Source organism: Agrobacterium genomosp. 2 str. CFBP 5494, assembly GCF_900013495.1.
In the GTDB taxonomy this organism is placed as follows: domain Bacteria; phylum Pseudomonadota; class Alphaproteobacteria; order Rhizobiales; family Rhizobiaceae; genus Agrobacterium; species Agrobacterium pusense.
The window spans coordinates 1,233,890-1,260,195 of sequence record NZ_LT009718.1 but is presented as its reverse complement, the minus strand read 5'-3'; the positions used below and the strand labels follow the sequence as shown (position 1 = coordinate 1,260,195).

The window sequence follows — 26,306 nt, the reverse complement described above, 5'->3', positions numbered from 1 at the left end:
CCCGCTGCCGCGGACTTCTCCCCCTCGGGAAGAAGAGACTCGTGACACTCGACCGATCAAAAGATGGCTTAAGCTTCTTGGCTTAACCTAATTTCAGTTCCATACACGTCAGATCCAGCCAGCGCCCAAACTTGGTGCCGACTTCCGAGAACCGGCCCGCGACCGTGAAACCGAGGCTTTCATGCAGGCGGATGGAAGCGGTGTTTTCCGACTCGATGGCGGCGATCAGTACGTGCACGTCGTTGCCGGCGGCATGATCGATGAGCGCCTGCATCAGTTTTTTGCCGATGCCGTGGCCGCGGGCGTCCTTATGCACATAGACGGAATGTTCGCGGGTGTGGCGATAACCGTCAAAAGCACGCCAGTCACCATAGGAAGCGTAGCCCGCGACCTTGCCGTCCAGAACCGCGACGATGACGGGAAAGCCGCGCGACTTGCGGGCGGCGAACCAGTCCTTGCGATTGTCGAGATCGACCACCACCTCGTTCCAGATCGCCGTCGTGTTCACGACAGCGTCATTGTATATCTCCATGATGCCGGAGAGGTCATCAACGGTCGCGTCGCGCAGTTCCACGGTCATTTTCTTAGCTCCGCCTGGTTTGCGAATACGCGGCTTTGCCGCGCCTGCGCCGAGCCTTAAGCGATGAGACGGAGACATGTCCAGCGCCGCGCTCTCACGATCTTTACGAAGCCAAGGGAACGAGGCTGAAGGCGGTGACCACGGCAAAATAGTGAACCGCAGCGGCTGCGACCACAAAACCGTGCCAGATCGCATTCTGGAAGCGCAGCTTTTCCCAGACATGGAAGATGACGCCGAGCGAATATATGACGCCGCCGGCGACGATCAGCCAGAGCGTGACCGGCGCGAGGTGCGACGACAGCGGCTCGACCACCATGACGCCGCTCCAGCCCATGGCGAGATAAAGGCCGATGGCGACCCGGTCGTAACGGCCGGGGAACAGGCATTTGAGAAGGATGCCGCAGATCGCAGCGAGCCAGATCAGCCCCAGCATGACCGCGATCATGGGATCGTGGATACCCCGCATCAGAAACGGCGTATAGGTGGCTGCGATGAGAATGAAGATCGCCGAGTGATCCAGCCGGCGCAGGAACCATTTCACGTTCGAGTGCGGCCAGATATTATAGGTGAAGGAGACGGATAGGCAGACGACGAGACCGAGGCCGTAAATCCACGCCGCTGCAATGGCGCTGAGCGTACCCCATACCATCGCGTAGAAAATCAGCGCCGTGGCGCCGATAAGCGCCAGCACGATGCCGACCCCGTGGACGATGCCATCGGCGACAATCTCGTGAAAATCATACTGGCGTCCGAACCGCCACAAATCGCTCATAGTCCAATCCTGTCTGCGTGCTTTCACCAAAGCATGAAGACAATATTAGACAGGAACAAGACAGCAGCCGGTTAATGGCGATCAAATTGCGTTCGGTGCTGTTGCGAAAGGAGAGGTTGGGGAAAGGCGACGTCCCTTGGCGATAAGGATGAGTTTTTCAGGTTGCCGCACCAACACACTGTCATACCGGCCCTGAGCCGGTATCCAGCCAGCCCAAGTCCTTGGGCTGAAAAGAACTCTCTCGCCGCGCAGACGCGCGTCGGCTGGATGCCGGATCAGGTCCGGCATGACGGAGGAAAGGTCGTTCACCCCTCACAACGCCGCAGCACATTCCTGACAGAACGGCGTATAGGGAACAGCCTTCAACCGATCCTCCGAAATCTCGCTTCCGCATTTGACGCAGGTGCCGAAAGTGCCCTTGGCGATACGCTCGAGGGCGGCGTCGATAGCGCGCAACTCATCCTGCCCCACCTGCCCCAGCTCGTCCAGCACCTCGTCATTGCTGCGTTCGGCGGCCCTGTCATCGTCATCAGGATTGCGCGGCTCTTCGAAGTCGGCCTCGATCTTATGCAGGCGACGATAAAGCTCGCGCTGCCGGTCACGCAGGATTTTCTCGTAACTTTCGGTATTCATGGACTTTTCCTCCAGCCGATCGGCTTGCTTTGTCGCATTTCCGGGTGGAAAACCGGATTCCACTTTTCCTGGAAATGCTTGGAGGGGCGGGAAACCCGCCCGCAACCCTAAAACGTCAAACCTTAGCGATCCACCAGCACCGAGCATTTGGCGTGGCGCACCACGCGGTCGGCGGTGGCGCCGATGAAATAGTTGCTGAAGTCAGGTGTGTGCGACGCGATGATGATGAGATCAGCCTTGTGTTCCTCTGCCGCAGCGATGATTTCCCGCGCCGGCGCGCCGCTTCTGATTTCATGACTGCCGTTGAAACCGACCCTGGCCTTGAGGTCCGAGAGTTTCGCCTTGGCGTCCTTGATCGCGTTTTCGATGAGGTCGACAGGAAGGTCGATCGCCATATAGCCCGGCAGTTCCTCGACAACGTTGATGAGAACGATCTCGCCGTCGGGGTCCAGCAGTGCCTTGGCCTTTTCGAGAATCTTTTCTCCCTTGTCAGTGGCGCTGAGGTCTACCGGTACGATGATCTTCTTGTACATGGCTGTCTCCTTTGACGTGATCCGCCGTTGTGTCGGGCTCAAGCTCATATTTGCCGGCCGGCGCAGCCTTCACCTTGATCGAAGTCAAAGCCGAAGCCATGCCGGAACAGGGCATTGTCAACGAATAGTGGACAGTCAATCGCCAGCTGGTGATCTTTGCTGAACGACGAAACCAGCCCATATTCGTCTTCGACAAACGCCGCAAAGCGGCGAAGCCGATCTCGTCGGCAACCGGCCCACCCCTTGGCGCGTCGGAATCAATATGGAGATGATGATGAGTGAAATCAAACAATTCGCCCTGACGCGCCCGGCCTATGTCGGCCAGGCCCATCTCGTCGTTCACGATCTGCCGCGCGTTTCGGATTTCTATCAAAAGATCATCGGTCTTTCCGTTCTTGAAAAGAACCCGAGCGGCGAGGAGCTTGGCGTCGGAGGCCAGCCGCTGCTCACACTTTCCACCTCCAGCACGGCGGAACGCGCGCCGCGCAATGCCGCAGGCCTGTTCCACACCGCATTCCTGATGCCGAGCCGCGATGACCTCGCGCACTGGCTGGCACATGCCGCTCAGAACAATGTTCAGCTTCAGGGCGCGTCTGACCATCTGGTCAGCGAGGCCATCTATCTCGCAGATCCGGAAGGCAACGGCATAGAGGTCTATCGCGACCGGTTGCCGGAAGAATGGACCTACCAGCCGGATGGCACGGTGGAGATGGCGACAATCGGCCTCAATCTTCAGGCGCTTTACGACAGCGCCCCGAAGGCGGCCTTCACCGGTGCAGCGGAGGGAACCGCCATCGGCCACATTCACCTGCAGGTCGGCAATATTCCGCAGGCAGATGAGTTTTATCAGGATGTGCTGGGGCTTAAGATCATGGCGCGGTATCCCGGAGCAAGCTTCTTCGGATCGGGCGCGTATCACCACCACGTGGCCGCCAATATCTGGAACAGCCGTGGCGCCGTGGCCCGCAGGGAGAATATGACCGGGCTTTCCGGTTACTCGCTGAAATTCAACGAGCCGGCCGCGCTCGAGATGGCTCTTGCCGCACTCGACCGGCTGGAAATATCCACCGAAAGGCAAAGTGACGGCATCTTTTTGAAGGATCCGTGGGGCATAGGGCTAAAGCTTTCCGCATAAACGCTGAACGGGGCGGCAGAAATTTCAGCCGCCCCGGAACCGCCGGATTTGTCGGACGTTAACCTCGTTATTGGGGGATAGTCCGATGAATGAGAATGCCAAGCCGGATCTTTCCGGCACTGCGGCCTTGCCAGTAGACAAGGCCGATCCGCTTGCGACACCCGCCTCTGTTTCACAGCGGGATGACGCGCGCAGTCAGCAGCCGCTGGGGCGGGAGGCGCTTGACGTTTTCGTTGCCTGGTCGGTCATCGGCATTTTCCTGATCGTGTCCATGGCGGTCATTCACGAATTATCGATGATTCTGATGCCCGTCGTCATGGCTGTCGTCGTTGGCATGATCCTGGGCATCTCCGCCGAAAAACTGGCCTCCTACGGCATTCCGGGTGCCGGTGTCGCCATCATCCTGTCCACACTCGTCGCTGCGGTCATTTTTTTCGTGGTCAATTCCCTGATCGACCCGGTCTCACAGCTGGCATCGGAAGGCCCTGCCCTGATCGAGCGCAGCATCGACCGCTTCCTTCCTTACCTCGAAAATCTGCGGTGGCTGAATATTTCCGCGGCCACGTTCAGCATGGGCTCCATGTCGATGGAATCGCTGCTGTCGCGTAGCGGCGAAATCATTTCCCTGCTTGGCGCGAATGTGACGCCGGCCATCGTTCAGGGACTGATCTTCCTGGCGGCTCTTCTAATGTTTCTCTACAGCCGGCTGCGACTGCGCAAGGCTCTCATCATGGCCTTTCCGGCGCGCCATCAAAGGCTCAGAACCATTCGCATCATCGGCTCGGTGGAGAAGGTGCTGGGCACCTATTTTGCCACGGCAAGCCTCATCTACGCCGCGCTGGGTGTGACGATGATCGTGATCGCCTATCTCGGTGGCCTCGCCATGCCGCTTCTTTGGGGGCTTTTTGCCTTTCTTTCGAGCTTCATTCCGTTTCTCGGCATCACGTTGATGACAATATCGCTGACCGTCGCCGGTATCATCACGCATGACAACATGATCCTCGCGCTGCTGCCGGCGGGAGTGTTCTTCACCATCCACCTCTTGATGGAAAACCTCGCCTTTCCGGCGGTGGTGGGCCGCAACATGGAGATCAACCCCTTCCTCGTCTTTGTGATGATCATCTTCTGGACGTGGATGTGGGGCGCGGCCGGCGCCATGCTGGCCCTGCCGTTGTCGCTGATCGTCATGACGGTGACACGCGAACTCTTCCCCTCCCGCCGGGTCGTGCCGAACCTGCCGGATTGAACGGCGGATACAGAGGCGGAGGGCGCGACGCGCCTCCGCCAACGGAAAATCTCCTGAAACCCCACAACGAGGCCGCTCAGGAAGCGAGCGGCATCTCGCGCACCTGCCCTTGCGCCATGCGACGCTCATGCTCGATCAGCCATTTCTTGCGCCACAGGCCGCCGCCATAACCGGTCAGACTGCCATCCGCACCGAGCACCCGGTGGCACGGCACGACGATGGCGATCTGGTTGGCACCGTTGGCGCGCGCCACCGCGCGCACGGCGGATGGCCTTTCCATGGCGGTTGCGAGTGCCGAATAGCTGACGATTTCACCCACCGGGATCTGCCGCAGGCTGCGCCAGACATCGCGCTCGAAGGGCGTGCCGTGGCCGGCAAGGCGGGTTTCGAAGGAGGCTGACTGCCCGGCGAAATAGGCCTTGAGCTCGGCTTCGATCTGACCTGTTACCGCCGTTCGGCCGAGCACCATGTCCGCGCCGGTGCGGCTCTTCAGCCGCTTCAGTTCGGCCGGAAGCGCCGGCCGGTCCGCGAATTCTAGCAGATGCAGGGCATGATCGTCGGCAATGGCGAGCATCGGACCAATCGGCGTATCGATCCAGTCACCCTTCAGGAACCCCCTGCCCTTCATGGCGGCGGGAGAGGAGCCGAAGAACTGGTTGATCGCGGCGCGGAAGCCGCTGCCGGAGTCGTAACCGGCGTCGATCTGCGCGCCGATCACCGCTTCGCCGGAAGCGATGCTTTCCACCGCATCGCCCAAGCGGCGCAATCTGGCGATCTCCAGAAAGCTCATGCCGAAACGGCGCTTGAAGGTGCGCCGCACGGTGGAGGGATCATGGCCAAGCGCCACCACATCCTCCTCACGCCAGCGCCGCGCCGGTTCGTTTTCCAGCACCGTCAGCAGTTGCGTTACCGTTTCATCGGCCGTGCCATAGGAGAGCATCGGTTTGCAGCGCTTGCAGGGGCGGAACCCCGCCTCCAGGCATTCGGCGATGGTCTCGCGGAACCGGCAGTTTTCGATCTTCGGTTTGCGCGCCGTGCAGGTGAAGCGGCAGAAGATTTTGGTCGAGGTCACGCACACATAGGCCACGCCTTCATAGGCGGGGTCCTTGTTCACAAGGGCGGAATACAGGGTTTCGGTGTCGGGGCGTTTGAACAGCATCATGACGAAGATGCTAGCGCAATTTCGAACGGCACGCCGCCGAAAAACGGGCGTAGATGTGGGGGATTTGTCAGCTCTTTTCTTCCGCGCCGTTTGAAGGAAAAGTCTGCGGCATATTTCTTCTCCCCGGCGGGGAGAAGAAACGGGCGGCAACCTTGGAGATCAATTCCCCGGCGGCGCGAATGACGGGTCGTCCAGCCGCGTGAAAATCACGCCGCGTGCCTTGAGCGCCAACAGGCCCTTCACCACGCCCTCGCCCGCCTCGTGGGTGGGCTGGTTGATGTGGGAGATGATGACATCGCCATTCTTCGCCGCAGCGATATGTTTGGCCGTCGCGGCAGCGCCCAGCAGCGAGCCGCCATCGCCATTGACGGAGTAGCCCGCCACGCGCATGCCGAGCCGGTTGATGGTGGCCATGGACGAGCTTGTATATTTGGCCGTCGCACCCCGAAACCATTGCGGCTGGATGCCTGTGGCAGCGACGATGGCCTGACGACCGCCTTCCACTTCCTGCACGACCGCAGCTTCCGATCCCGCAGCAGCGATGCCGTAAATCGAAACGGGCTTGTCCACCGCCGGCACATGGTTTTCGCCGTGGTTTTCGATCTCGAACAGGTCGGGATTTGCCATCAGCACCGCGAGTGCCTCGCCATTATGCTTCAGCCAGCGGGCGGTCACGAAGATTGTTGCGGGAATACGTTCGCGAACGAGCGTATCGAGAATGCGGTGGTCGGTCTTGCCCATGCAGGCGTCGAGCGTCATCGCCACCCGCACCTTGCCATCATGCTGCGGCGACATTTTCAGCGACGGCTCGACAAGGCCGTTCGCCGCAAAGGCGGTCGTGGCGGCAGAGGCAAACAGGGCAGCGAGGAGGAGACGACGTATCATTTCTGGTTCCGCAATTTCATGCAGTCATGGTGTGTGGCAATCCGCCCGCAAAGCGCCCGAATTATGGCGCGGTTTCCAGCGCGGAGAGCGCCTCCAGCGCCTCTTCCACCCGCTGGCGTTCCGCACTCGTAAGCGGCAGGAGCGGTCGGGGCGGTTCGCTGACCGTCAGCGACAGGGTATTGGCGGCTGCATAGACCACGCGGATGCTGCCGAATTCCCTGAACAGCGCCCAGAGCGGCTGGAAGACCGCATCGAGCCTTTTTGCCTCCTCCGCATTGCCGGTCTGTGCCGCCCGCATCAATTGCAGCGCCGGAACCGGCAGCAGGCCGGCGATGACGCTGTACCATGTATCGCCGCCGGCAAGCGTGGCCTCGGCGCAGCCCCAGTCACCGCTATAGCCGATGGCGAAATCGTCCGACAGTTTGGGCCTGAGCCGCGCAAGCTCGCCCGCATAATCGGAATCAGCGGGCAGCGGCATCTTGATGGCGCGGATATTGGGAATATAGGCGAGCCGCACCAGAAGTTCGTCGCTGAAGGTGAAGCGGGTGGTCGTCGGGTTATTATAGATGGCGAGCGGCAGGGCCGTCGCACCCGCCACGGCGGCGAAATGGTGATAGGCCTCTTCCTGCGTCAGCGGCGTGTAGGAGACCGGCGCGAGCAGCAGCGCATCGGCACCGGCCGCTTCCGCATCCCTTGCCAGCGCCAAGGCTTCATCGGTGCGCAAGGCGCCGACGCCCGCCATCAATATGCGCCTGCCCTTGAGGATCGCGGCGGCCGCTTCGATGGCGCGGCGTCTCTCCTCGCGGGTGAGATACATATAGATGCCGGTGCTGCCGAGAATGCCGACCGAATCAACTGCCGCGACATCCAGCCGCTCGATCAGGGCGGAGAAGGCTTCAACATCGACCCGCCCTGCCTCGTCTGCCGGCGTTATCGGAAAAGCAGAAAGTCCCTTGAATCGTCTCGCCATGTCTGTGCCCCTCACTTCGATCAGATGTCAGGGTTACAGAGCCGGTTGCGACGGGGCAACAAAGCGGCGGCTAAACGCCGGTTCGAAACCGAAAAATTCCGTGATCAGTCATAAAGATACAACTTCTTCCACTGCTCCTCGGGAATTTTGTCGCCCACACGGTAGTCGAAGGACTGGATGCTGAGACTATCGCTCTTCAGCTGACACTTGTATCTGAGCTTGTACCATTCGCCCGAACTTCTGAAGACCGCGCCCGGCGCCTTGATGGAGTTTTTTCCCACTTCCGGATCACCGAACGTATAGGCGATCACCTTGTCCGGCTTCATGCCCTTCTGCTCGGTTGCTATCCGCTCCATCGCCTCAATGTCGCAACGCTGCTCTAGACGCTCCTCGGGAGCAAGCGCGTTCAACTGCCGCATGACGCTGGCATCAATCGCAAAAGCGGGGGTAAGGGTCTGCAAGCCAAGGAAAAAGGCAGAAAGGGCAGCGGGAAGAAGCTTTCGCATGGGGTCCTGTCAGTTTTTTCGTTTGTTCTTGACGATGGATGGCGTGCCAGCGGGCGGCACGCATCATCGCTGATTTGCCGGATATTGCCAAAATGTGATCGAAAGCTGACGAAATTGTGCCCGAACGCCATTCCGCCTGTGGAGATTTGAAACTTGATCGGCCGCAAGCCCCGCTCTACATCTTGGTGCCGCTCAAGAATTTTTACAGGAAAGCGAGTTTCCATTGCCGATTTTCAAAAACCTGCCCGCCGCCCCGACCGCCGAAAAACGGCCCGTTCAGGATACGCATCACGGCATTACCCGCACCGACGATTACGCATGGTTCCGGGCCGATAACTGGCAGGCCATGTTCAAGGACACCTCCATTCTCGACCCGGCGATCCGCGCCCATCTGGAGGCGGAAAACGCCTATATGGAAGCGGCCATGGGCGACACCAAGGCGCTTCAGGAGAAGCTTTTCGAGGAGATGAAGGGCCGCATCAAGCAGGATGATTCCTCCGTGCCGGTCAATGACGGGCCTTATGCCTATGGCACGCTTTTCGTGACCGGCGGCGAGCAACCGCATTATTTCCGCACCCCGCGCGGCGGCGGTGAGAAACAGGTGCTTTTGAACGGCGACAAAGAAGCCGAGGGCAAGGATTATTTCCGTCTTGCCGGTCTCGACCAGTCTTCCGATCACACACACGGCATCTGGGGTTATGACGACAAGGGCTCGGAATATTTCACCCTGCGCATCCGTAACCTCGAAACCGGCGAGGACCTTGCCGATATCGTCGAAAACACCGGCGGCGGCGGCGCATGGGCGCCTGACGGCAAGAGCTTCTTCTATACGCTGCAGGATGAGAACCACCGCCCTTCCAAGGTTTTCCACCATATTATCGGCGAGCCGCAATCGGCCGACCGGCTGGTCTATGAGGAGAAGGATCCCGGTTTCTTCATGGGTGTCGGTGCGTCCGTTCTCGACGATTTCATCTTCATCGACATTCACGATCATGAGACCAGCGAATATCGCATTCTCTCCACGAAAGACCTGACCGCCGAACCGGCTATCGTGGCGGAACGCGAAGAGGGCATCGAATATTCGATGTGCGAAGGCGGCGATGTCTTCTTCATCCTCACCAATGACGGCGATGCCAAGGATTTCCGCATTGTGGAAGCCCCGGTCACGGCGCCCGGCAAGGAAAACTGGAAAGAGGTGGTGCCGCATGAGCCGGGCCGGCTGATCCTCTCCGTCGATGCCTATGCCCGCCATCTGATATGGCTGGAACGCCGTGACGGCCTGCCGCGCATCGTCATCCGCGACCGCCGCACCGGCGAGGAACATTCCATCGCTTTTGCCGAAGAGGCCTATTCGCTCGGCCTGCATGGCGCGGCGGAATATGACACCGACGTCATCCGGTTCTCCTATTCCTCGATGACGACGCCGAGCCAGCTGTTCGATTACGACATGGTGACGCGCGAACGCACGCTCCTGAAGACGCAGGAAGTGCCATCGGGCCACAACCCTGATGATTACATCACCCGCCGCATCATGGCCCCTGCGCATGATGGTGAGCTGGTGCCGGTCTCCCTGCTTTACCGCAAGGACGTGGCGCTCGACGGTTCCGCCCCCTGCCTGCTTTATGGCTACGGCGCTTACGGCATCACCATTCCCGCTTCCTTCTCCACCACGACGCTGTCTCTGGCGGACCGTGGTTTCATCTATGCCATCGCCCATATTCGCGGCGGCAAGGACAAGGGTTTCGAGTGGTACGAAACCGGCAAGATGGAGCACAAGCAGAACACGTTCAAAGACTTCATTGCCGCTGCCGATCATCTCGTTCAGGAAGGTTTCACGTCTTACGAGCGCATCATCGCCGAAGGTGGTTCTGCCGGCGGCATGTTGATGGGCGCCGTCGCCAATATGGCGCCGGAGAAGTTTGCCGGCATCATCGCCGCCGTTCCCTTCGTGGACGTGCTGACAACGATGCTGGACGACACGCTGCCGCTGACGCCGCCGGAATGGCCGGAATGGGGCAATCCGCTGGAATCGGCAGAGGAATATGGCTGGATCGCCGCCTACAGCCCCTATGACAATGTCGGTGCGAAGCCTTACCCGCCGATTCTGGCGCTTTCCGGCCTCACCGATCCGCGTGTGACCTATTGGGAGCCGACCAAATGGGTGGCGAAGCTGCGCGAAAAGACCACGGGTGAAGCGCCGATCCTGCTCAAGACCAACATGGCGGCAGGCCATGGCGGAAAGTCCGGTCGTTTCCAGCGGCTGGAGGAAATAGCCTTCGAATACGCCTTCGCGCTGAAGGTAGCCGGCAAGGACGCCGTCTGATGCCCGATGCGGGCGGCGTAGGCTGCCGCCCGCATCGTTTTGCACAAAAATACCTCGCGAAAAAAGATTTCAGATTATTTTTTCCACAAATTGCGGCAAAAATTTCTTATTTAAATAAAACTTGAAATTATTGGGAATTTTTATTTCGATCTACTGTATAGTATATATTTTTTACTGAACAATAAAATACACGCCATGTATTACCCGAACAGGAAAATCGCTCCATAGATCACCTGCATGGCTGCCCTGCGCATTGCCGCGTTGCATTATCACTTTTTGGCCGTATTATGCACGGCGTTGACATATTCATGCGCCTTTTCGCCGCAGTTTTCGCGGCAATCCCGCGGCTTGTTCTGCGGATATTCTCTCGCCGGATTTTCGGCATCTCCACGCGCCATGTCAGTTCGCCCTTGGCAATCCGGGCTTTGCAGTGCTCCCGCTTTGCCAAATGAAAACACTGCATCAGACTTGGAGGTCTCCTCATGAAGAAACTCCTGGCCTCGACCATTCTCGTAACGGGCTTTACCATCGCTGCCGGTGCAGCATCTTCCGCCAATGCCGCAGACAGCTGCGGCAGCATCACCATCGCCGAAATGAACTGGGCATCCGCCGGTGTCGCGGCCTACGTCGACAAGTTCATCATGGAAAACGGCTATGACTGCACGGTTAATGTCGTCAGCGGCGACACCACCCCCACTTTCACCTCCATGAACGAGAAGGGCCAGCCCGACATGGCGCCCGAAATGTGGGTGAACACACTTGGCACCCCCTACGAGGAAGCCGTCAAGAGCGGCAATCTCATTCAGGAAGTCAAAATCCTGAGCGAAGGCGGCGTTGAAGGCTGGTGGATCCCGAAATATCTTGCCGACGAACATCCAGACATCAAGACCGTCGAGGATGCGCTGAAGCATCCCGAACTGTTTCCCGCGCCTGAAGACGCCAGCAAGGGCGCCGTCTTCGGCTGCCCGCCCGGCTGGGGTTGCCAGCCAACTACCGCCAACCTGTTCAAGGCCCGCAAGGCTGATGAAAAGGGCTTTGCATTGATCGATACCGGCTCCGCGGCCGGTCTGGATGGCTCTATTTCCAATGCCTACGAAAAGAAGCAGGGCTGGCTCGGCTATTATTGGGCTCCGACGGCCATTCTCGGCAAATACGATATGGTGAAGCTGGACGATGGCGTTTCACTTGACCGGGCGGCTTACGACAATTGCATCGCCAAGGCGGACTGCGCCGATCCCAAGCCGAATGCCTATCCCGTGGCGGAGGTCTTCACCGTCGTGACCAAGGATTTCGCCGAAAAGGCGGGCCCTTCCATCGACTACATCCGCAAGCGGCAGTGGGACAACGACACCGTCGCCAAGGTTCTGGCGTGGATGGATGAAAATCAGGGCACCAATGAAGATGGGGCCGAGTATTTCCTCGAGAACCATGAGGAACTCTGGACGAAGTGGGTTTCGCCCGAGGTGGCTGAGAAGATCAAGGCTTCGATGTGACGGGAGGCGGGGTTGGCGCAAGCCGCTTACCCCCCTCTGCCCTGCCGGGCATCTCCCCCTCAAGGGGGGAGATCGACCTGCGGCGGGGGTCTCGCCCATCGCTTACGTTGAGATTTTGGAAAGGGTGCGCCCTGCCGATCTCCCCCCTTGAGGGGGAGATGTCCGGCAGGACAGAGGGGGGTGCCCGCACGCACCAACCTCCGCCGCACCATTCCCCAACAACCCAAAGGGAAAACAACAATAATGGCCCTCTGCACCTACCTGCCGGACCTGCTCTGCAAGTTCCCGGCAATCGACAACTCCACCATGCGCGTGGCTCGCAAAACCATCGATGACGGGTTTCGCGATATCGTGCGCAATTACGGCGATGCGATCGACGTCGTCGTTCACCCGCTGCAGCTTTTCCTCAATTCGTCGGAGCGTCTGTTCATCCAGACGCCGTGGATCATTACCATGCTGGTCATTCTCGCCATCGTGCATCTGGCCGGACGCAGCTTCAAGATCACAGGCGGCACCGCCATTTCCCTGCTGATGATCGGCGCGGTCGGCCTCTGGCGCGATGCCATGACGACGCTCTCCATCGTCGCCATCGCTACCCTGATCGCCATCGTCATCGGCCTGCCGCTCGGCATTCTGATGGGTCGTTCCGAACGCCTGCAACGCCTCATCAATCCCGTGCTCGACGTGATGCAGACCCTGCCAAGTTTCGTTTATCTCATCCCCGTGGTGGTGATTTTCGGCATCGGCAAGGTTCCGGGCCTGATAGCAGTGGTGATCTATGCCATTCCACCCGTCATCCGCCTGACCAGCCTCGGCATCCGCCTCGTTGACCGCGAAGTGCTTGAGGCGGCAGACGCCTTCGGTTCCTCCAACGGTCAGAAGCTGTTAAACGTGCAGCTGCCGCTGGCGCTGCCCACCATCATGACCGGCATCAACCAGACCATCATGATGGCGCTCGCCATGGTCGTCGTTGCCTCCATGGTCGGTGTCGGCGGGCTTGGCAAGAATGTGCTGCAGGCCATCAACAACCAGTTCTTCACGGTGGGCTTCCTGAACGGTTTCGCTCTGGTCGCCATCGCCATCATGTTCGACCGGGCGAGCCAGGCTTTCGGCAAGCGTCTGCAGAAATACCGCGAGGTCTCCCATGGCTAAAAGCATCGAAATCAGGAATCTTTACAAGATCTTCGGCAAGCATCCCGAGAAGTACCTCGAAGCGGTGCGTAAAGGCATGGACAAGGTCGAGCTGAACGACAGGCACAACCACGTTCTCGGCCTCAACAACATCAACATCACCATGCCGGGCGGCAAGATCACCGTCGTCATGGGGCTGTCAGGCTCCGGCAAATCGACACTGATCCGCCACATCAACCGGCTGATCGACCCGACCGCCGGCGAAGTTCTTTATGACGGCGAGGATATCTGCGGCATGAGCGCCTCGGCGCTCAGGCAATTCCGCCGCCACAAGACGGCGATGGTGTTCCAGAAATTCGGCCTTCTGCCGCATCGCACGGTACTCGAAAACAGCGTCTACGGCCTCGATATCCAGGGCGTACCGCGCAAGCAAAGCGAGGAAAAGGGCCGTTACTGGCTGGAGCGTGTCGGCCTTGCCGGTTACGAGGATTATTATCCGAACCAGCTTTCCGGCGGCATGCAGCAGCGCGTCGGCCTTGCCCGGGCGCTTGCCAATGACGCCGATATTCTCCTGATGGATGAGGCCTATTCGGCGCTCGATCCGCTCATCCGTGTGGATATGCAGACCATGCTGCTCGATCTGCAACAGGAGCTGAAGAAGACCGTTGTGTTCATCACCCATGATCTCGACGAGGCTTTGCGGCTTGGCGACCATATCGCCATCCTCAAAGACGGCGAAGTGGTGCAACAGGGCGACGGCCAGAGCATCATCCTCTCGCCAGCCGATGGTTACGTCACCGACTTCGTGCGCGACGTCAATCGTGGCCGCGTGCTGCAGGCAAACACTGTCATGGAGCCGCTGGAGAGCAAGCCCGAGGGCATGCCGGTCCCCGAGACCGCAACGCTCGAAACCATCGCCCGCGACATGTCGGAAGCCAACGAAACGACCGCCCATGTGGTGGACGAGGACGGCAAGCCGGTCGGCAGCATCGGGCTCGATACGCTGGTGGCTGCGATGGTGACGCCCGCGCCGCAGGAAGCGGCGGTGACGGTCGACGTTGAGGAAAAGGAGCTGGAGGCCGTGCGGCAAGCGGCGGCACCTGCGGCGAAGGAGACGGCGTGAGCCTGTTGGCCGCGCCTCTCTAGCCCGAAAACTATCCGTCGTCATCCTCGCCCTTGAGGCGAGGATCCATGACCCAAGGTCGGCGCGTGGAAAATGGATCCTCGCCTCAAGGGCGAGGATGACGCGGAATGTGAGGAGACCTACCGGCATTGATGCCGTCCCGCTTCTTCTTGCGCGTAAAACGGGTGCAATCCCCTTGCTCGTCCACTCTCGATGCCAAAACGAAGCACTACTTCGCCGGCTGTCAACCCTCGACAGTCGCTGCAGCGCAGCAAGCGCAAGTTTCGGACAAGTCGCCGCCGTTAACCATTCGTTAACTTTTGAACGCGGAATCACCGACATGCAGATCGAAAGCAATATTGGCGGATATAACTATCAGGGTCGCATCCGTGACATCGAAAAAGCTGGCAGCGCCCAAAGCGCGCCGGAGGAGCAGGCGGTAAAACGCGGCCCCGGCAACCCCACCGTTTCCAGCACCATTCTTTCCCAGTCGCTGGCCAATGTTCTATGGGCCGTAGGCAACGGCAGCGCGCCGGCCTATCAGGATGCGGCCACCGCCTCCCCCGAGGACAAGGCGGAAGCGCAGGCTGAATGGGTACGCAGCGCCTATTCGGAATATACCGAATAGGCGATTCCAATCAGCCTCTTGCCGGGCTGACTTCCACCGTCACATGCGAGAGTTCATGTATGGCGGCAAGTTTCTGCTTATAAAATGCCGGTGCTTTGGGCGCCTGCGAAAGGATCGCCACGATGGCGGCGTGATGCCCCGGCCCCACCTGCCAGACATGCAGATCGGTAATGCGATCCTCTTCCGTTTCCACGCTTTCACGGATTTCCTGCGGCAGATCCTCAGCCGGCGGCAGCGCGTCAAGCAGGGTTGTCGCCGTGGAGCGGATCAGGCCCCATGACCAGCGGGCAATCACCAGACCGCCAACGATACCCATCAACGGATCAAGGAACGACCAGCCGTTCCACTTGCCGAGCAGCAGCGCGACGATTGCCAGAACCGAGGTCAGCGCATCCGCCAGCACATGCAGATAGGCAGCGCGCAGATTATTGTCCCGGCCGCCCTTTGCGCCGTGCCCGGCATGGTGCCCGGCATGGGACCCGTGATCATGGTGGGCGTGGCTGCCGTGCCCATGGTGGGCATGTGAGCCGTGGGCATGACCGTGGCCGTGGCCGTGGCCATGATCGTGGTGATGGTCATCCTTCAAAAGCACGGCGCTGAGAAGATTGACGGCAAGGCCGATGATGGCGACGAGGATGGCCTGGTTGAAATCGATCTCGACGGGACTGACGAGGCGCATCCCGCTTTCCACGGCAATCAGCAATGCCACCACCGCCAGCACGATGGCGCTGGCAAAACCCGCGAGATCGCCGAACTTGCCGGTGCCGAAGGTGAAGCGTGGGTTGCGGGCCTCGCGGCGGGCATAGAGATAAGCGAGTGCCGAAATCAGCATCGCGCCCGCATGGGTGGACATGTGCCAGCCATCCGCCGTTAGCGCCATGGAGCCGTACCAGTGACCGGCGACGATTTCCGCCACCATCATCGCCGCGGTCAGTGCGATGACCATCCAGACGCGCCTTTCATTACGCTCGTGGTTCTGGCCAAGGAAAACATGGTCGTGACCGGCTGCTGCGCGGTATTCGGATGTCGTCGTCATGTCGCTTAATCCTGTCGGTTTTACCGGATGTAGGTCTTCAGCACCTGGGCCAGCTCTTCCGCCGCCCGCGCCCGTTCGTCTTCATTTTCGGCATGCACCACGTGCTCGTGCAGATGCTCCTGCATTACCTCCCCCGTCAGGCCCGAAAGCGCGCCGCGTACCGAAGCGAGCAGCTGCAGCACCTCGCCGCAGGGCTTGGCATCATCGAGCGCACGTTCGACCGCTTCCATCTGCCCTTTCAGGCGGCGGATGCGGGCGAGAAGCTTTTCCTTGTTGCGGATGGTATGGGACATGGCCGACCTCATATACTATAGGGGGGTATAGTATATTTCCCATGTTTTTTGCGCAAGTCGTGTGAGACGCAATCCTCGCGAATGTTTCGGGCATTAAAAAACACCCATCAGAACTTAGGGGACTCAGTCATGACGACTATTGCAGCAACCAGCAGCATCAATTTCACCTCTCCTGCCCGGAGCATCGAGCCGGCGCGGAGCAGGGAGACACAGTCCACCACCGAGGCTTTGCAGGAGCTGACGCGGGCGGCCCATCGCGCCATTTCGGTGGCCGGCAATGTCGCCACGTCCGTGGCACCGCTCGCCAGCGCTTCCGCGAGCCTGGCTGCGGCCCTCTGGAACATGGATAGCGGTGCCTCCGCCGCAACCGGCGTCAACGCTGATGTGGCCGCCTCCACACAGCCCGATATGGCAAGCCTCGAATCGCAGGTTCTGAAGGCGCTTGCCCAGGCACTCGGCGTGGAGGACGCTGCCTGACCCATTGAACAACGGGCCGAAAGGCCATATCTCTAGAGACTGGAGATATGGAGAAAGCCATGCTGTCCATCGGTGAACTGTCCAAACGCACCGGCGTCAAGGTGCCCACGATCCGCTATTACGAGCAGATGGGCCTCATCCGCGAGGCGGATCGATCGGAGGGCAATCAACGCCGCTACGAAAAATCCGATCTCGAACGGCTGGCCTTCATCCGCCACGCGCGCGATCTCGGCCTGAACATAGACGCCATTCGCGAGTTGATCGCGCTCAGCCAGCACCGGGAAATGCCGTGCGAGGGTGCAGACCGCATCGCCGCCGAACATCTTGCCGATGTGCGGGAAAAAATCGCCAGCCTGAAGAAGCTGGAACACGAGCTGGAGCGGATCGTCTCCCATTGCCACGGCCATTCCATCGAGGATTGTTATGTCATCCGCGCGCTTTCCGATCATGGCATGTGCGAGGGGGAGCATTGAGCCGAAAAGAGGCTGACATTCGAATGTCACCTGTACCCGATAATCGCCTCTTGCCCGCCTGAAAAAAGGACGTCAGATGGCCGAGCTCCTCCCTGAAATCACGCCATCAGACACGATTTTCCTTGATGTTTCCGAGGGCCATCGGCTGCACGTGACGATTGCCGGCAATCCGGCGGGGCGACCTGCAATCCTGCTGCATGGAGGGCCTGGTTCAGGATTGTCATCGACAGCGCGACGCTATTTCGATCCTGCCATTTTCCGCATCGTCCAGTTCGACCAGCGCGGCTGCGGTCAAAGCACGCCAAACGCCGCTGATAGTCTTGAGCATAACACCACGCATCATCTGATCGATGACATGGAGGCCATTCGCTGTGCCCTCGCGGTGGAAGACTGGCTGATCTACGGCAGTTCATGGGGCTCCACGCTGGCCCTCGCTTACGCACAGCGCCATGCAGACCATGTTCGCGGCATGGTTCTGGCCGGCGTCACCACCACCCGGCAGAGGGAAATCGACTGGCTGTACAAGGGGCTGGCAATGTTTCTGCCGCAGCAGTGGCAGCGTTTCATCGCCGCGATCCCCGATGACATGTCCAGGCAAGATCCGGTCGGCGCCTATCGCCGGCTTCTGAATGATCCCGATCCCGCCGTGCGCGCGACGGCCGCCTTAGAGTGGCACCTGTGGGAGGCGGGCTCGATCAGCGCGGAGGGCATTTCGGCCTTTCCGGAGAAATGGCGCGACAGCGCGTATATTCTCGCCCGCGCCCGCCTCTGCGCCCATTATTTCCACCATGCGGCCTGGCTGGATGATGGCGCGCTCCTGCGCTATGCCGGAGACCTCGCCGGTATTCCCGGGATACTCATTCAGGGCATGCGCGATTTGCAGGGGCCGCCCGTCACCGCTTTCGAACTAGCCGAGGCGTGGCCGGGAAGCGAGCTTGTTACCATCGATGGCGCTGGCCATTCGACGGGCGATGCGGGCGTGGAAGACGCAATCCTGTCGGCAATTGCGCGATTTGCGAATTGACCCGCTTGACAGACGGCGGATTCGGGCGCATTTCATTTTCCATGATCAACGAACGCGCACCCATCTCCTGCTCGTATTTTTGGGCCTTCCTCTAAGGGCGGCTCGACAGATCATATTGTCAACAAGCCGCCGTCAGGCGGCTTTGTTGTTTTCAAACGTCCTGACGGCACCGATAAGACCAAAGGACCGAAAAAATGACCGAAGATAGCTCCCTGACACTGGAAAGACCGCCCGTCGTCATCATCCGTGGCGCGCGCAAGACGGATCTGCCCGAACTCAACGAGATGATCACGCTGCTGGCCTCCTACCACGGCGATGCGGCGGCGATCACGCCGGCGAAACTGGAGCGCGACCTGTTCGGCCCGCTGCCCTGGGTGCATGGTCTCGTGGCCGAGGCCGATGGCGCGTTGATCGGTTACGCCCTGCTTCTGCCGCTCTACAGGGCGCAGGAGGGCCGCCGCGGGCTCGAACTGCATCATCTCTTCGTGCGTGACGGCCATCGTGGCCATGGCACCGGCCAGCATCTGGTTTCCCGGGCCCGCGATATCGCCAAGCGTCTCGGCTGCGACTATCTTTCCGTCAGCGCCACAACCGGCAATGTGGCGGCGCATCGTTTCTACGAAAACATGGATTTCGCGCCCCGCCCGGTGACCGGCATGCGCTATATGCAGTCCATCGCCTGATTAAAAAACACGGAGACGACCATGACACGGATCGCCATTGCGCTCGCCCAGGATTTTGCGGACTGGGAGCCGGCGCTGCTTGCCGCCGCGGCGCGCAGCTATCTCGGTGTCGAGATCGTCTATGCCACGCCGGACGGACGGCCGGTAACCTCCATGGGCGGGCTGAAGGTGACGCCGGATACATCCTATGACGCGCTCGATGCCGTTGACATCGATGCGCTGGTTATTCCCGGAGGTCTGAGCTGGGAAAAGGGAACAGCTGCCGATCTCGGCGAACTGGTGCGCCGGTTTCGCGAGAAGAACCGACTGGTGGCCGGCATCTGCGCGGCGGCAAGTGCGCTGGCAGGCACGGGCGTTCTGAACGCCGTTGCCCATACCGGCAATTCGCTGGCGTCGCACAGGGCCTATTCGGCCTATGGCGGCGAGACGCTTTACCGCGACCAGCCGAAAGCGGTCAACGATGGCGGCATCATTACCGCGGCCGGCAGCGCGCCAGTCAGTTTCGCGGTGGAAATTCTGAAAAGCCTCGGCCTCTTTGGTCCGGAAGCCGAGGCCGAACTTCAGGTTTTTGCGGCGGAGCATCGCTGAGGCATAGCCGCCTCGGTTGTTTGCACTCCCCTACTCCCCGTCATTCCGGCCTTGAGCCGGAATCCAGCCGACGCGCATCTGCGCGGCGAGATGACTTCTTTCAGCCCAAGGACTTGGGCTGGATGGATTTCGGCTCAGGGCCGGGATGACGGAGGTGAGAACAGCGATGATTATCGCTGATCCAGCACCCGGCACACACGTGCTGTGTGATCGCCGCCCTCCCCGGCAATCGCCCGGCGAATATCGCGGCTGTTCAGATGCAGGCTGCGGCCGGCGGGTAAATTTGCACGTTTGATCTTGGCGAGTGCCGCCGCCACAAAGGCGGCCTGATGGTGTTGGAAAAAGGCAAGAGCCGCCTCATCCGCCGGGCTCGGGCCCAGTACCGCCTTGAAGGCGAGACGATGCACGGCGCAGTAAGCGCCGTGACCGGGAACTGCAAAACGCAGCGCATCGAGTTCCTCACTCCAATCCGCTGCGTCCTCCATGACTTAGGCCGACTGGAAGCGCTTGAGGAAAAACGTGCTCAATGTTCCGAGCAAAGCCCAGAAGACGAAGCTTGTAACCGTAGCGGCGACGATGAACTGACGCTCCAGCGGCAGCGGCGCCAGTGCATGTTCGCCTTCCGGCGGCAGGGGCGCACCCACCACATGCGGCGCGACGATCAGCACCAGCGCAAGGACGATGGCCCAGGGTTCGCGACGGAAGGCGATCAGCGCGATGCCGCCGGCTGTTGCGGCAACGGTTGCGAGCCACCAGATCTGCCGTGCCTCAAGTGCTGCGGCGGGGCTGCCCGGCAGTTCCGGCGGCAGGCCGATCATCGGGGCGAGCATGACGGCGACAAATCCGGCAACGCCCCACAAAAGCCCCTCACGCCAGCCGCCATTGGTGCCGCGCAGCGAAATCAGTCCGGTCAGCACCAGCGCATAACCGATCGCGGTCAGGACATTGGCGGCAACCGTATAGGCAGTGCGTTCGAAACCATCGGCCGGAGTCCAGGCCTCTTCATTGTGCTCGTGGGCGGGAACCACAGCACCGGGCGCCGTGGCCTCGTGGCTGTGGGCAGCTTCACCGCCCGCGCCCTCATAGGTCTCTGCCTGAAGGATGAGCGGCGTAGTGCCGAAGGCCTGCATGGCTGAAACGGCTAAGCCGCCGAGGATGCCGACGAGAACGGCGGTAAAGACGATATTGCGAAAAGACGACATGACATTCCCCTCAATGGCAGGGGAAGGCATTGGCATGACGCGTGTCATGAGCGGCATTGTGAACGGCTTCCACATGCGAGAAACCGACAAAACCGACAACGAACAGGCCAAGCACGATCGCCGTCAGCGATTGCGCGAAGCTGCCCGTTTTTGCTGAAACGGCTGAATTGGCCGTATTCTGGTGGATGGACATGGTGACCCCTCTCCGGCGCGACCCCGCGCCTCTGGATGCGGTCGAACGGCAAAGCCATGCGACCGCCTGCGATACACTTCACCACGGGGATACGAGACTGACACAGGGGGCATCGATCTTGCCACCCTGACATTCCGCTCTTCCGGACACCCCGCCGGCATGGACATTTCCGTGATGGCAGGTCTCCTGGCTTACGGGTCAAAACCTGAAACACCTTCCCGGCATCACCTCGCCTCAACCGGAAACGCCGGTTCGGTCGAAGGGTCTGCCAGTGGCATTTCGTTTCAGGCTCTCCGCTCACAGTTGCGGGGGCAGCCACGAATGAGGATTTCTCCCTATCGTGTTCCCTTTTCACCTTCCGGAACGCCCGGAAGGAACCATCACAGGGTTGTTATCCGCCGCGTGGGGACGGGAGTCAATGGGCACGCATGCCAACGGGACCCTCAGCGCGCCGGGATCGCCTTCAGATAAGCGGCGATCGCGTCGCGGTCCTCGGCTGTCAGATGCGCCATGTTCTGCTGCACCTTCACCATGGAACCGCCGACACTGTCGAATTCCGGGGTGAAGCCGGTTTCGAGATAGCTCGAAATATCGGCCTCGGCCCAGCTTCCGATGCTTTGCGAGCCGGGGGTAATGTCCGGAATGCGGCCTTCGCCTTCCGGATTGGGGCCGCCGGCCAGCCACTTGCCCTTCAGGAAGCCACCGAGCGCATTGCGCGGCGTGTGGCATTCGCCGCAATGGCCCGGACCTTCCACCAGATATTGGCCACGCAGAAGTTCGGCATTGGCATTGGCCAGCTCGACGCGCGGCGGTGCCGAAGGGTCGAAATACAGGAACTTCCAGCCGCCGAGCGCCATGCGCATGTTGAAGGGGAACGGCAGATCGTGGTCGGGCGCATCGTTCTGGCTCGCCGGCAGGGCCTTCAGATAACCGAAGAGGTCATTGATGTCCTTCTGCGTCATCCGGGCATAAGAGGCATAGGGGAAGGAGGGATAGAGATGTTCGCCGTTCTTGCCCACACCACGCGTCATGGCATCGCCAAATTCCGCCAGCGTCCAGCCGCCGATGCCGTGCTGCGGATCAGACGAAATATTTGGAACATGAAAGGTGCCGAAGGGGCTTTTCAGTGCCTGCCCGCCTGAAAGCGTCAACAGCGCTTCACCCTTAGCATCCGGCGCGGCATGACAGCTTGCGCAGCCGCCCGCCCAGAACAGCGTCTCGCCATTGGCGAGATCCGGCTCACCGAGGCTCACCCAATGGCTGGGCGCCTGGCGCTGCGGCGCGGTCACCCATGCGAAAATCCCGTAGCCCGCAACGGCCGCGACCACGATCCCGCCCACAAGCTTCGTCCAAATGGAAGACATGCCCCTCTCCCCATTCTCCCCTGACAAGGTCAGGTGTCTTTCGTGACGGAAAAACGCCGCCCGGGAGCGGCGTTTCAAACTCGTTCGATTATTTCTTCAGGCGATAGGTCTGGTGGCAGGTGCCGCAATCGGCGCCCAACGTCTGCATGGCGGTGGTTACACCCGCCTGATCGGTGGGGAGATTGGCGAGAATCTTATCCGCATCTGCGCCGAGCTTGGCGGACTTGGCCTTGAAGTCCTCGAAGTTTTCCCAGATCGCGGGCGCTGCCGCGCTGCCGGTCTCGGTGCCGGCGGGGAACTGGTCGGGGAAAGCCTTGGCATTGGTGCTGATGGTCGTCACGGCGGCCTTGACGGCTTCGGCGTCGAAAGGCTTCTGGCCCTTGGAGATGGCGGCGAGCGCTCCCATGGAGCCACCGATCTGCTTCATCATGCCTTCACGTTTTTCGACTTCGCCGGCAGCATAGACCGCTCCGGCGCAAAGACAGCCGAACAGCGTGGCCGCTGCGATTGTTTTCAGTTTCATACACTCTCTCCTTGATTCCGGCGGGCGCCGGACGCTTGATGGAACGCCGCGAGGATGCCCTTTCCACATGGCGAAAAGAAGTCACATTGCGGTGAATTCCATCGTGAAAACAGAAGCCTAAGACAAGGCTTCCCACAATGTGAGAAGTGCTGCGGCGATCAGCATGAAACCGGCGATGCGGCCGATGAAGATCGTGGCGGCGGGAGAGGAAACGAGCCATGCCCGGCTTCTATCCGCCGTCAGCGCCAGCGCGCCATAAACGGTGAACTGCGTTACCGCCACCATCGCCCCCATCACCAGCCCCTGCATCCAGATCGGCCCATAGGCGGGTTTGAGAAACTGTGGGTAGACGGCCATCATGAACAGGTAGGCCTTCGGGTTCGACAGGCAGGTCAACACCGCCCGCCAGAATGCCTTTTTCACCGAAGCGCTTGCTTCAGCCTCATCGCCGTTCACGACAATAGCACTGCGCACCAGGCCGATACCGATCCAGACCATGTAAGCCGCGCCGACGACAAGCAGCGGCAGGAACAGCGACGGCATCCATGCGGCAAGCATGCCGACACCCAGCGCGCCATACAGCGAATGCACGATGCCGCCGGCGCTCATGCCGACGGCGGCGGAAAGGCCGGTTCTCCTGCCACCTGTCAGCGCGCTTGCCAGCACAAAGAGCATGTCCATGCCCGGCAGGATGATGATGCCGAAGAGGACAACAAAGAAAAGCCAGAGATTTTCGGCATAACTCATGTCAGTATCTTTCATACCGGATAGAGGTGCATTCGAGAAACCCCATGTTTCTCAATGTATTTTTCCGTTTATAGGGAACGCCAACTGACAGCGTTGTGTCAGTTGCGTGGGAAAATCCATCGGGAAGACGGCAATGCGCAAGGCCTCAAGACTGTTCGAGATCATCCAGATTTTGCGGCTGGCGCGCCGCCCGGTGACCGCGCAGACGATTGCCGACATGCTGGAAATAACAGTGCGCTCGGTCTATCGCGATATGGCAGCGCTTCAGACCATGCGTGTGCCCATCGCAGGGGAACGCGGCGTGGGGTATATTCTCCGGCCCGGTTTCAACCTGCCGCCACTGATGTTTTCCATTGAGGAAACCGAGGCAATCGTGCTGGCGCTCGCCATGGTCGATCGCACCGGCGATATGGAATTGCGCCGGGCCGCGAAGAAGGCGAGCGACAAGATTGCCGCGTCTCTGCCCGAACCGCTGTCAAAGACCCTTTCCGCCAATGCCCTCCACGCGTGGGGCAGCATCGCGCCGGCACCGGCAGGACTTGATCTCTCGACGGTCAGGCGTGCGGTGCGCGACGAGGAGACGCTGGAAATCATCTATCGCGATGAAGCCGGCGCGGAAACGCGGCGGCGGGTTCGGCCAATCGCGGTGATCTACTATTCCGAAACAGTGAATATTGTCGCCTGGTGCGAGCTGCGGCAGGCGATCCGTAATTTCCGCTCGGACCGGGTGCAGAGCTGCCAGGCCACCGGCAGCTTCTTCAAGCTCGAAGGCGAGAAGCTGCGGCATTTGTGGATGGCCGGCTGGCAGAGCAACCAGCCGGCCATCCCTTACTCACAGCCGTAAGAGGCGATCCTCCTCCCGCCCGAAACCGCGAATGGCGATTCGGTCGGCAAAGACATCGGCGATGGCGAAGGTGTTCTGGTCTGGCGTGTCGACCATGCCCTTGAAATTCACGAAATGTGTAGTGCCCGATACGCCGTAATTGCCTTCATGGTTATGGCCGTTGAACCATGCGATGGCGCAAGGATGGGCGTTGAGAAGATCAAGGATGCGCGGCGCGTCCCACATGTTATGGGCGTTCTCCGGATAGACAGGGTAGTGGCACAGCACGATGACTCTTTCGCCCGCCGCATTCGCCTTTTGCAGAACCGCCCGCAGCCAGTCGAACTGCTCTTCGCCAAGCGAGGCGTTCCAGTCCTGCGCGTTGATTGCGCCTACATCCGAGAGGCGCTTCAGCCGCTCGGCAGCAAGGGTGCGACGCGGATCCCCGACCGGTGGGGCGAAAAGGCTGACGTCATTGCCATCAAGCACGGCGAAGCGGATGCCGCCGACGGTAAAATCATGCCAGGCGGCGGCCATGCCGAGGCGGGCGTGGACGCCAGGCAAATGCTCGGCGGCAACGGCGAAATCGTGATTGCCCGGCAGCAGGAGCGAGCGGTGGCGAAGCCGGTCGTAAACGGCAAGAATCGCATCGAAATTTTCAAAACCGCGATCGATGATGTCGCCCAGCGTCACGACGAAGGCCAGATCTTCGCGATTGAAGGCATCCACCGCCTCCGCGAGCTTTTTGGGACTTTCGCGATAATGACGGCCCATCTCGGGACGGGGATCGATATCGGCATATTGGGGATCGGCGACTATGCCGAAGGAGAAGAGAGGAGTTGTTTTTTCAGTCATGATGCGCCGCGATAAACCCGGCGGATGACAGGCTTGTGACAGGAGCAGAATATGCTCCAAAGCAAAACACCCGGCCTGAGAGCCGGGTGTTCAATAGGTGGTTCCGCAAGCTTTCCGTCGCCATGCTCGGGCCTGTCCCGGTGCATCTGCTGACATCCCGTTTCAGGGAACATCCGCGGATCCTCGGCACAAGGCCGAGGATGACGTCGCGCAAGAGGTGGCTGCCTCGATCAGCAACCACGCTTGTCGCAAGCCTTACTTGGCAGCAGCTTCGTAACGCTCCAGGACGTAGTCCCAGTTGATGAGGTTATCGACGAAGGCTTCAAGGTACTTCGGACGCAGGTTGCGGTAGTCGATGTAGTAGGAGTGTTCCCAAACGTCGACGCCGAGGATCGGTTCTGCACCATGAACCAGCGGGTTTTCGCCGTTCGGGGTCTTGGAGATTTCGAGCTTGCCGTTCTTGACGGACAGCCACGCCCAGCCGGAGCCGAACTGCGTGGTGCCGGCTGCGATGAAATCGGCCTTGAACTTGTCGTAACCGCCGAGATCGGAGGCAATAGCCTGCTCGAGCTTGCCCGGCAGCTTGTTGCCGCCGCCGCCCTTCTTCATCCACTTCCAGAAATGAACGTGGTTGTAGTGCTGGGCCGCATTGTTGAAGAGACCGGCATTGGTGCCAAAGGACTTCTTCACGACTTCTTCGAGCGACAGGTCGGAAAGACCGGCTTCAGCTGCAAGCTTGTTGCCGTTGTCGACATATGCCTTGTGGTGCTTGTCGTGATGGAACTCGAGCGTCTCGCGCGACATGTAAGGTGCAAGCGCGTCGTAGTCGTAGGGGAGTTCGGGAAGTTCGAAGGCCATGGTTTTTACTCCTTTTTGCAGCGCGTTACCGCTCCTAGAAACCGTGT

The 26,306-nt window shown here is 60.3% G+C and carries 34 protein-coding genes and 1 riboswitch; of the genes, 14 read left to right on the top strand and 20 right to left on the bottom strand.

Translation table 11 applies throughout. The features are described from left to right. Positions 1-82: 82 nt before the first annotated feature. From AGR2A_RS06045 to AGR2A_RS06025, 5 genes are all read right to left on the bottom strand, one after another. Positions 83-580 carry a GNAT family N-acetyltransferase gene (locus AGR2A_RS06045; protein ID WP_006700062.1) on the bottom strand — a complete coding sequence of 166 codons (498 nt, stop codon included), beginning with the start codon at positions 578-580 and terminating at the stop codon, positions 83-85. Between the two features lie 103 nt (positions 581-683). After that, entirely contained in the window at positions 684-1,352 is a 669-nt protein-coding gene (gene trhA, locus AGR2A_RS06040; protein ID WP_004440627.1) for a PAQR family membrane homeostasis protein TrhA, read from the bottom strand. A 312-nt stretch (positions 1,353-1,664) separates the two neighbouring features. Further along, entirely contained in the window at positions 1,665-1,985 is a 321-nt protein-coding gene (locus AGR2A_RS06035; RefSeq protein WP_006700060.1) for a TraR/DksA family transcriptional regulator, read from the bottom strand. 122 nt (positions 1,986-2,107) lie between these two features. After that, positions 2,108-2,518 (bottom strand): universal stress protein, encoded by a 411-nt coding sequence (locus AGR2A_RS06030; RefSeq protein WP_004440622.1) that lies wholly within the window; start codon positions 2,516-2,518, stop codon positions 2,108-2,110. Next, on the bottom strand, positions 2,475-2,810 hold the full coding sequence (locus AGR2A_RS06025) for a hypothetical protein (RefSeq protein ID WP_234797385.1): 336 nt from the start codon (positions 2,808-2,810) through the stop codon (positions 2,475-2,477). The genes AGR2A_RS06030 and AGR2A_RS06025 overlap by 44 nt, the downstream gene beginning before the upstream one ends. On the opposite strand from AGR2A_RS06025, the gene AGR2A_RS06020 reads away from it, so the two are divergent. Beyond that, positions 2,793-3,653 carry a VOC family protein gene (locus AGR2A_RS06020; RefSeq protein WP_072494162.1) on the top strand — a complete coding sequence of 287 codons (861 nt, stop codon included), beginning with the start codon at positions 2,793-2,795 and terminating at the stop codon, positions 3,651-3,653. The genes AGR2A_RS06025 and AGR2A_RS06020 overlap by 18 nt on opposite strands. 85 nt (positions 3,654-3,738) lie before the next feature. Continuing rightward, on the top strand, positions 3,739-4,899 hold the full coding sequence (locus tag AGR2A_RS06015) for an AI-2E family transporter (protein WP_072494161.1): 1,161 nt from the start codon (positions 3,739-3,741) through the stop codon (positions 4,897-4,899). A 76-nt stretch (positions 4,900-4,975) separates the two neighbouring features. On the opposite strand, the gene AGR2A_RS06010 is transcribed toward AGR2A_RS06015, so the two are convergent. The 4 genes from AGR2A_RS06010 to AGR2A_RS05995 all read right to left on the bottom strand — a co-directional run bounded on the left by AGR2A_RS06010 (position 4,976) and on the right by AGR2A_RS05995 (position 8,422). Beyond that, positions 4,976-6,061 (bottom strand): bifunctional transcriptional activator/DNA repair enzyme AdaA, encoded by a 1,086-nt coding sequence (locus AGR2A_RS06010; RefSeq protein WP_072494160.1) that lies wholly within the window; start codon positions 6,059-6,061, stop codon positions 4,976-4,978. Between the two features lie 159 nt (positions 6,062-6,220). After that, positions 6,221-6,946, bottom strand: coding sequence for a polysaccharide deacetylase family protein (locus AGR2A_RS06005; RefSeq protein ID WP_072494159.1), 726 nt, complete (start codon positions 6,944-6,946; stop codon positions 6,221-6,223). A 61-nt stretch (positions 6,947-7,007) separates the two neighbouring features. Next, positions 7,008-7,916 carry a dihydrodipicolinate synthase family protein gene (locus AGR2A_RS06000; protein WP_072494158.1) on the bottom strand — a complete coding sequence of 303 codons (909 nt, stop codon included), beginning with the start codon at positions 7,914-7,916 and terminating at the stop codon, positions 7,008-7,010. A gap of 104 nt (positions 7,917-8,020) precedes the next feature. Beyond that, positions 8,021-8,422 (bottom strand): DUF930 domain-containing protein, encoded by a 402-nt coding sequence (locus AGR2A_RS05995; protein ID WP_004440606.1) that lies wholly within the window; start codon positions 8,420-8,422, stop codon positions 8,021-8,023. Between the two features lie 223 nt (positions 8,423-8,645). Here AGR2A_RS05995 and AGR2A_RS05990 point away from each other — a divergent pair, with 223 nt between their 5' ends. Together AGR2A_RS05990 and AGR2A_RS29980 are read left to right on the top strand one after the other, a co-directional pair. Beyond that, entirely contained in the window at positions 8,646-10,745 is a 2,100-nt protein-coding gene (locus AGR2A_RS05990) for a S9 family peptidase (RefSeq protein ID WP_045532483.1), read from the top strand. After that, complete coding sequence (locus AGR2A_RS29980; RefSeq protein ID WP_257784218.1) at positions 10,745-10,870, top strand: hypothetical protein; 126 nt, start codon at positions 10,745-10,747, stop codon at positions 10,868-10,870. Before AGR2A_RS05990 ends, AGR2A_RS29980 begins: the two co-directional genes overlap by 1 nt. A gap of 144 nt (positions 10,871-11,014) precedes the next feature. Here the strand turns inward: AGR2A_RS29980 and AGR2A_RS29975 are convergent, their stop codons facing one another. Beyond that, the gene (locus AGR2A_RS29975; protein WP_272936966.1) at positions 11,015-11,143 is read right to left on the bottom strand and encodes a hypothetical protein; all 129 of its coding nucleotides are present in this window, start codon (positions 11,141-11,143) and stop codon (positions 11,015-11,017) included. An 84-nt stretch (positions 11,144-11,227) separates the two neighbouring features. Between AGR2A_RS29975 and AGR2A_RS05985 the strand changes: the two genes are divergently transcribed. The 4 genes from AGR2A_RS05985 (at position 11,228) to AGR2A_RS05965 (ending at position 15,120) form a co-directional block, all read left to right on the top strand. Continuing rightward, entirely contained in the window at positions 11,228-12,238 is a 1,011-nt protein-coding gene (locus AGR2A_RS05985; protein WP_072494157.1) for an ABC transporter substrate-binding protein, read from the top strand. Between the two features lie 243 nt (positions 12,239-12,481). Further along, positions 12,482-13,390 (top strand): ABC transporter permease, encoded by a 909-nt coding sequence (locus AGR2A_RS05975; RefSeq protein WP_072494156.1) that lies wholly within the window; start codon positions 12,482-12,484, stop codon positions 13,388-13,390. Further along, on the top strand, positions 13,383-14,492 hold the full coding sequence (locus AGR2A_RS05970) for a quaternary amine ABC transporter ATP-binding protein (RefSeq protein WP_072494155.1): 1,110 nt from the start codon (positions 13,383-13,385) through the stop codon (positions 14,490-14,492). The genes AGR2A_RS05975 and AGR2A_RS05970 overlap by 8 nt, the downstream gene beginning before the upstream one ends. Positions 14,493-14,832: 340 nt before the next feature. Continuing rightward, positions 14,833-15,120 carry a hypothetical protein gene (locus tag AGR2A_RS05965; RefSeq protein WP_004440595.1) on the top strand — a complete coding sequence of 96 codons (288 nt, stop codon included), beginning with the start codon at positions 14,833-14,835 and terminating at the stop codon, positions 15,118-15,120. 10 nt (positions 15,121-15,130) lie between these two features. Here the strand turns inward: AGR2A_RS05965 and dmeF are convergent, their stop codons facing one another. Then, entirely contained in the window at positions 15,131-16,156 is a 1,026-nt protein-coding gene (gene dmeF, locus AGR2A_RS05960; RefSeq protein ID WP_022555819.1) for a CDF family Co(II)/Ni(II) efflux transporter DmeF, read from the bottom strand. Between the two features lie 20 nt (positions 16,157-16,176). Further along, the gene (gene dmeR / locus AGR2A_RS05955) at positions 16,177-16,449 is read right to left on the bottom strand and encodes a Ni(II)/Co(II)-sensing transcriptional repressor DmeR (protein WP_003509296.1); all 273 of its coding nucleotides are present in this window, start codon (positions 16,447-16,449) and stop codon (positions 16,177-16,179) included. A 129-nt stretch (positions 16,450-16,578) separates the two neighbouring features. On the opposite strand from dmeR, the gene AGR2A_RS29480 reads away from it, so the two are divergent. The 5 genes from AGR2A_RS29480 (at position 16,579) to AGR2A_RS05930 (ending at position 19,694) form a co-directional block, all read left to right on the top strand. Further along, the gene (locus AGR2A_RS29480) at positions 16,579-16,926 is read left to right on the top strand and encodes a hypothetical protein (RefSeq protein WP_004440589.1); all 348 of its coding nucleotides are present in this window, start codon (positions 16,579-16,581) and stop codon (positions 16,924-16,926) included. A gap of 59 nt (positions 16,927-16,985) precedes the next feature. Further along, positions 16,986-17,399: a MerR family transcriptional regulator gene (locus AGR2A_RS05945; RefSeq protein ID WP_004440587.1), complete on the top strand. Its 414-nt coding sequence runs from the start codon at positions 16,986-16,988 to the stop codon at positions 17,397-17,399. A gap of 76 nt (positions 17,400-17,475) precedes the next feature. Continuing rightward, entirely contained in the window at positions 17,476-18,423 is a 948-nt protein-coding gene (pip, locus tag AGR2A_RS05940) for a prolyl aminopeptidase (RefSeq protein WP_072494154.1), read from the top strand. A gap of 194 nt (positions 18,424-18,617) precedes the next feature. Then, entirely contained in the window at positions 18,618-19,106 is a 489-nt protein-coding gene (locus tag AGR2A_RS05935; RefSeq protein WP_003509304.1) for a GNAT family N-acetyltransferase, read from the top strand. A 21-nt stretch (positions 19,107-19,127) separates the two neighbouring features. Next, a complete protein-coding gene (locus AGR2A_RS05930) occupies positions 19,128-19,694 on the top strand; it encodes a type 1 glutamine amidotransferase family protein (RefSeq protein ID WP_004440580.1) in 567 nt (188 codons plus the stop codon). A 170-nt stretch (positions 19,695-19,864) separates the two neighbouring features. On the opposite strand, the gene AGR2A_RS05925 is transcribed toward AGR2A_RS05930, so the two are convergent. The 6 genes from AGR2A_RS05925 to AGR2A_RS05900 form a co-directional block, all read right to left on the bottom strand. Further along, the gene (locus AGR2A_RS05925; RefSeq protein ID WP_037091650.1) at positions 19,865-20,179 is read right to left on the bottom strand and encodes a hypothetical protein; all 315 of its coding nucleotides are present in this window, start codon (positions 20,177-20,179) and stop codon (positions 19,865-19,867) included. Positions 20,180-20,182: 3 nt separating this feature from the next. Next, positions 20,183-20,896 carry a CbtA family protein gene (locus AGR2A_RS05920; protein WP_072494153.1) on the bottom strand — a complete coding sequence of 238 codons (714 nt, stop codon included), beginning with the start codon at positions 20,894-20,896 and terminating at the stop codon, positions 20,183-20,185. 10 nt (positions 20,897-20,906) lie between these two features. Further along, a complete protein-coding gene (locus tag AGR2A_RS05915) occupies positions 20,907-21,089 on the bottom strand; it encodes a CbtB domain-containing protein (protein WP_004440573.1) in 183 nt (60 codons plus the stop codon). 159 nt (positions 21,090-21,248) lie between these two features. Further along, a riboswitch (cobalamin riboswitch) is annotated at positions 21,249-21,486 on the bottom strand. 46 nt (positions 21,487-21,532) lie between these two features. Beyond that, positions 21,533-22,453 (bottom strand): c-type cytochrome, encoded by a 921-nt coding sequence (locus AGR2A_RS05910; RefSeq protein ID WP_004440571.1) that lies wholly within the window; start codon positions 22,451-22,453, stop codon positions 21,533-21,535. 88 nt (positions 22,454-22,541) lie between these two features. Next, the gene (locus AGR2A_RS05905) at positions 22,542-22,976 is read right to left on the bottom strand and encodes a c-type cytochrome (RefSeq protein ID WP_006700046.1); all 435 of its coding nucleotides are present in this window, start codon (positions 22,974-22,976) and stop codon (positions 22,542-22,544) included. 117 nt (positions 22,977-23,093) lie between these two features. After that, positions 23,094-23,723, bottom strand: coding sequence for a LysE family translocator (locus AGR2A_RS05900; RefSeq protein ID WP_035210797.1), 630 nt, complete (start codon positions 23,721-23,723; stop codon positions 23,094-23,096). A 133-nt stretch (positions 23,724-23,856) separates the two neighbouring features. Between AGR2A_RS05900 and AGR2A_RS05895 the strand changes: the two genes are divergently transcribed. Further along, on the top strand, positions 23,857-24,567 hold the full coding sequence (locus AGR2A_RS05895; protein ID WP_072494152.1) for a helix-turn-helix transcriptional regulator: 711 nt from the start codon (positions 23,857-23,859) through the stop codon (positions 24,565-24,567). Here the strand turns inward: AGR2A_RS05895 and AGR2A_RS05890 are convergent. Together AGR2A_RS05890 and AGR2A_RS05885 are read right to left on the bottom strand one after the other, a co-directional pair. Further along, a complete protein-coding gene (locus AGR2A_RS05890; protein WP_072494885.1) occupies positions 24,556-25,401 on the bottom strand; it encodes a metallophosphoesterase in 846 nt (281 codons plus the stop codon). The genes AGR2A_RS05895 and AGR2A_RS05890 overlap by 12 nt on opposite strands. Positions 25,402-25,656: 255 nt before the next feature. Continuing rightward, positions 25,657-26,259 (bottom strand): superoxide dismutase, encoded by a 603-nt coding sequence (locus tag AGR2A_RS05885; protein ID WP_006700042.1) that lies wholly within the window; start codon positions 26,257-26,259, stop codon positions 25,657-25,659. Positions 26,260-26,306: the final 47 nt, after the last annotated feature.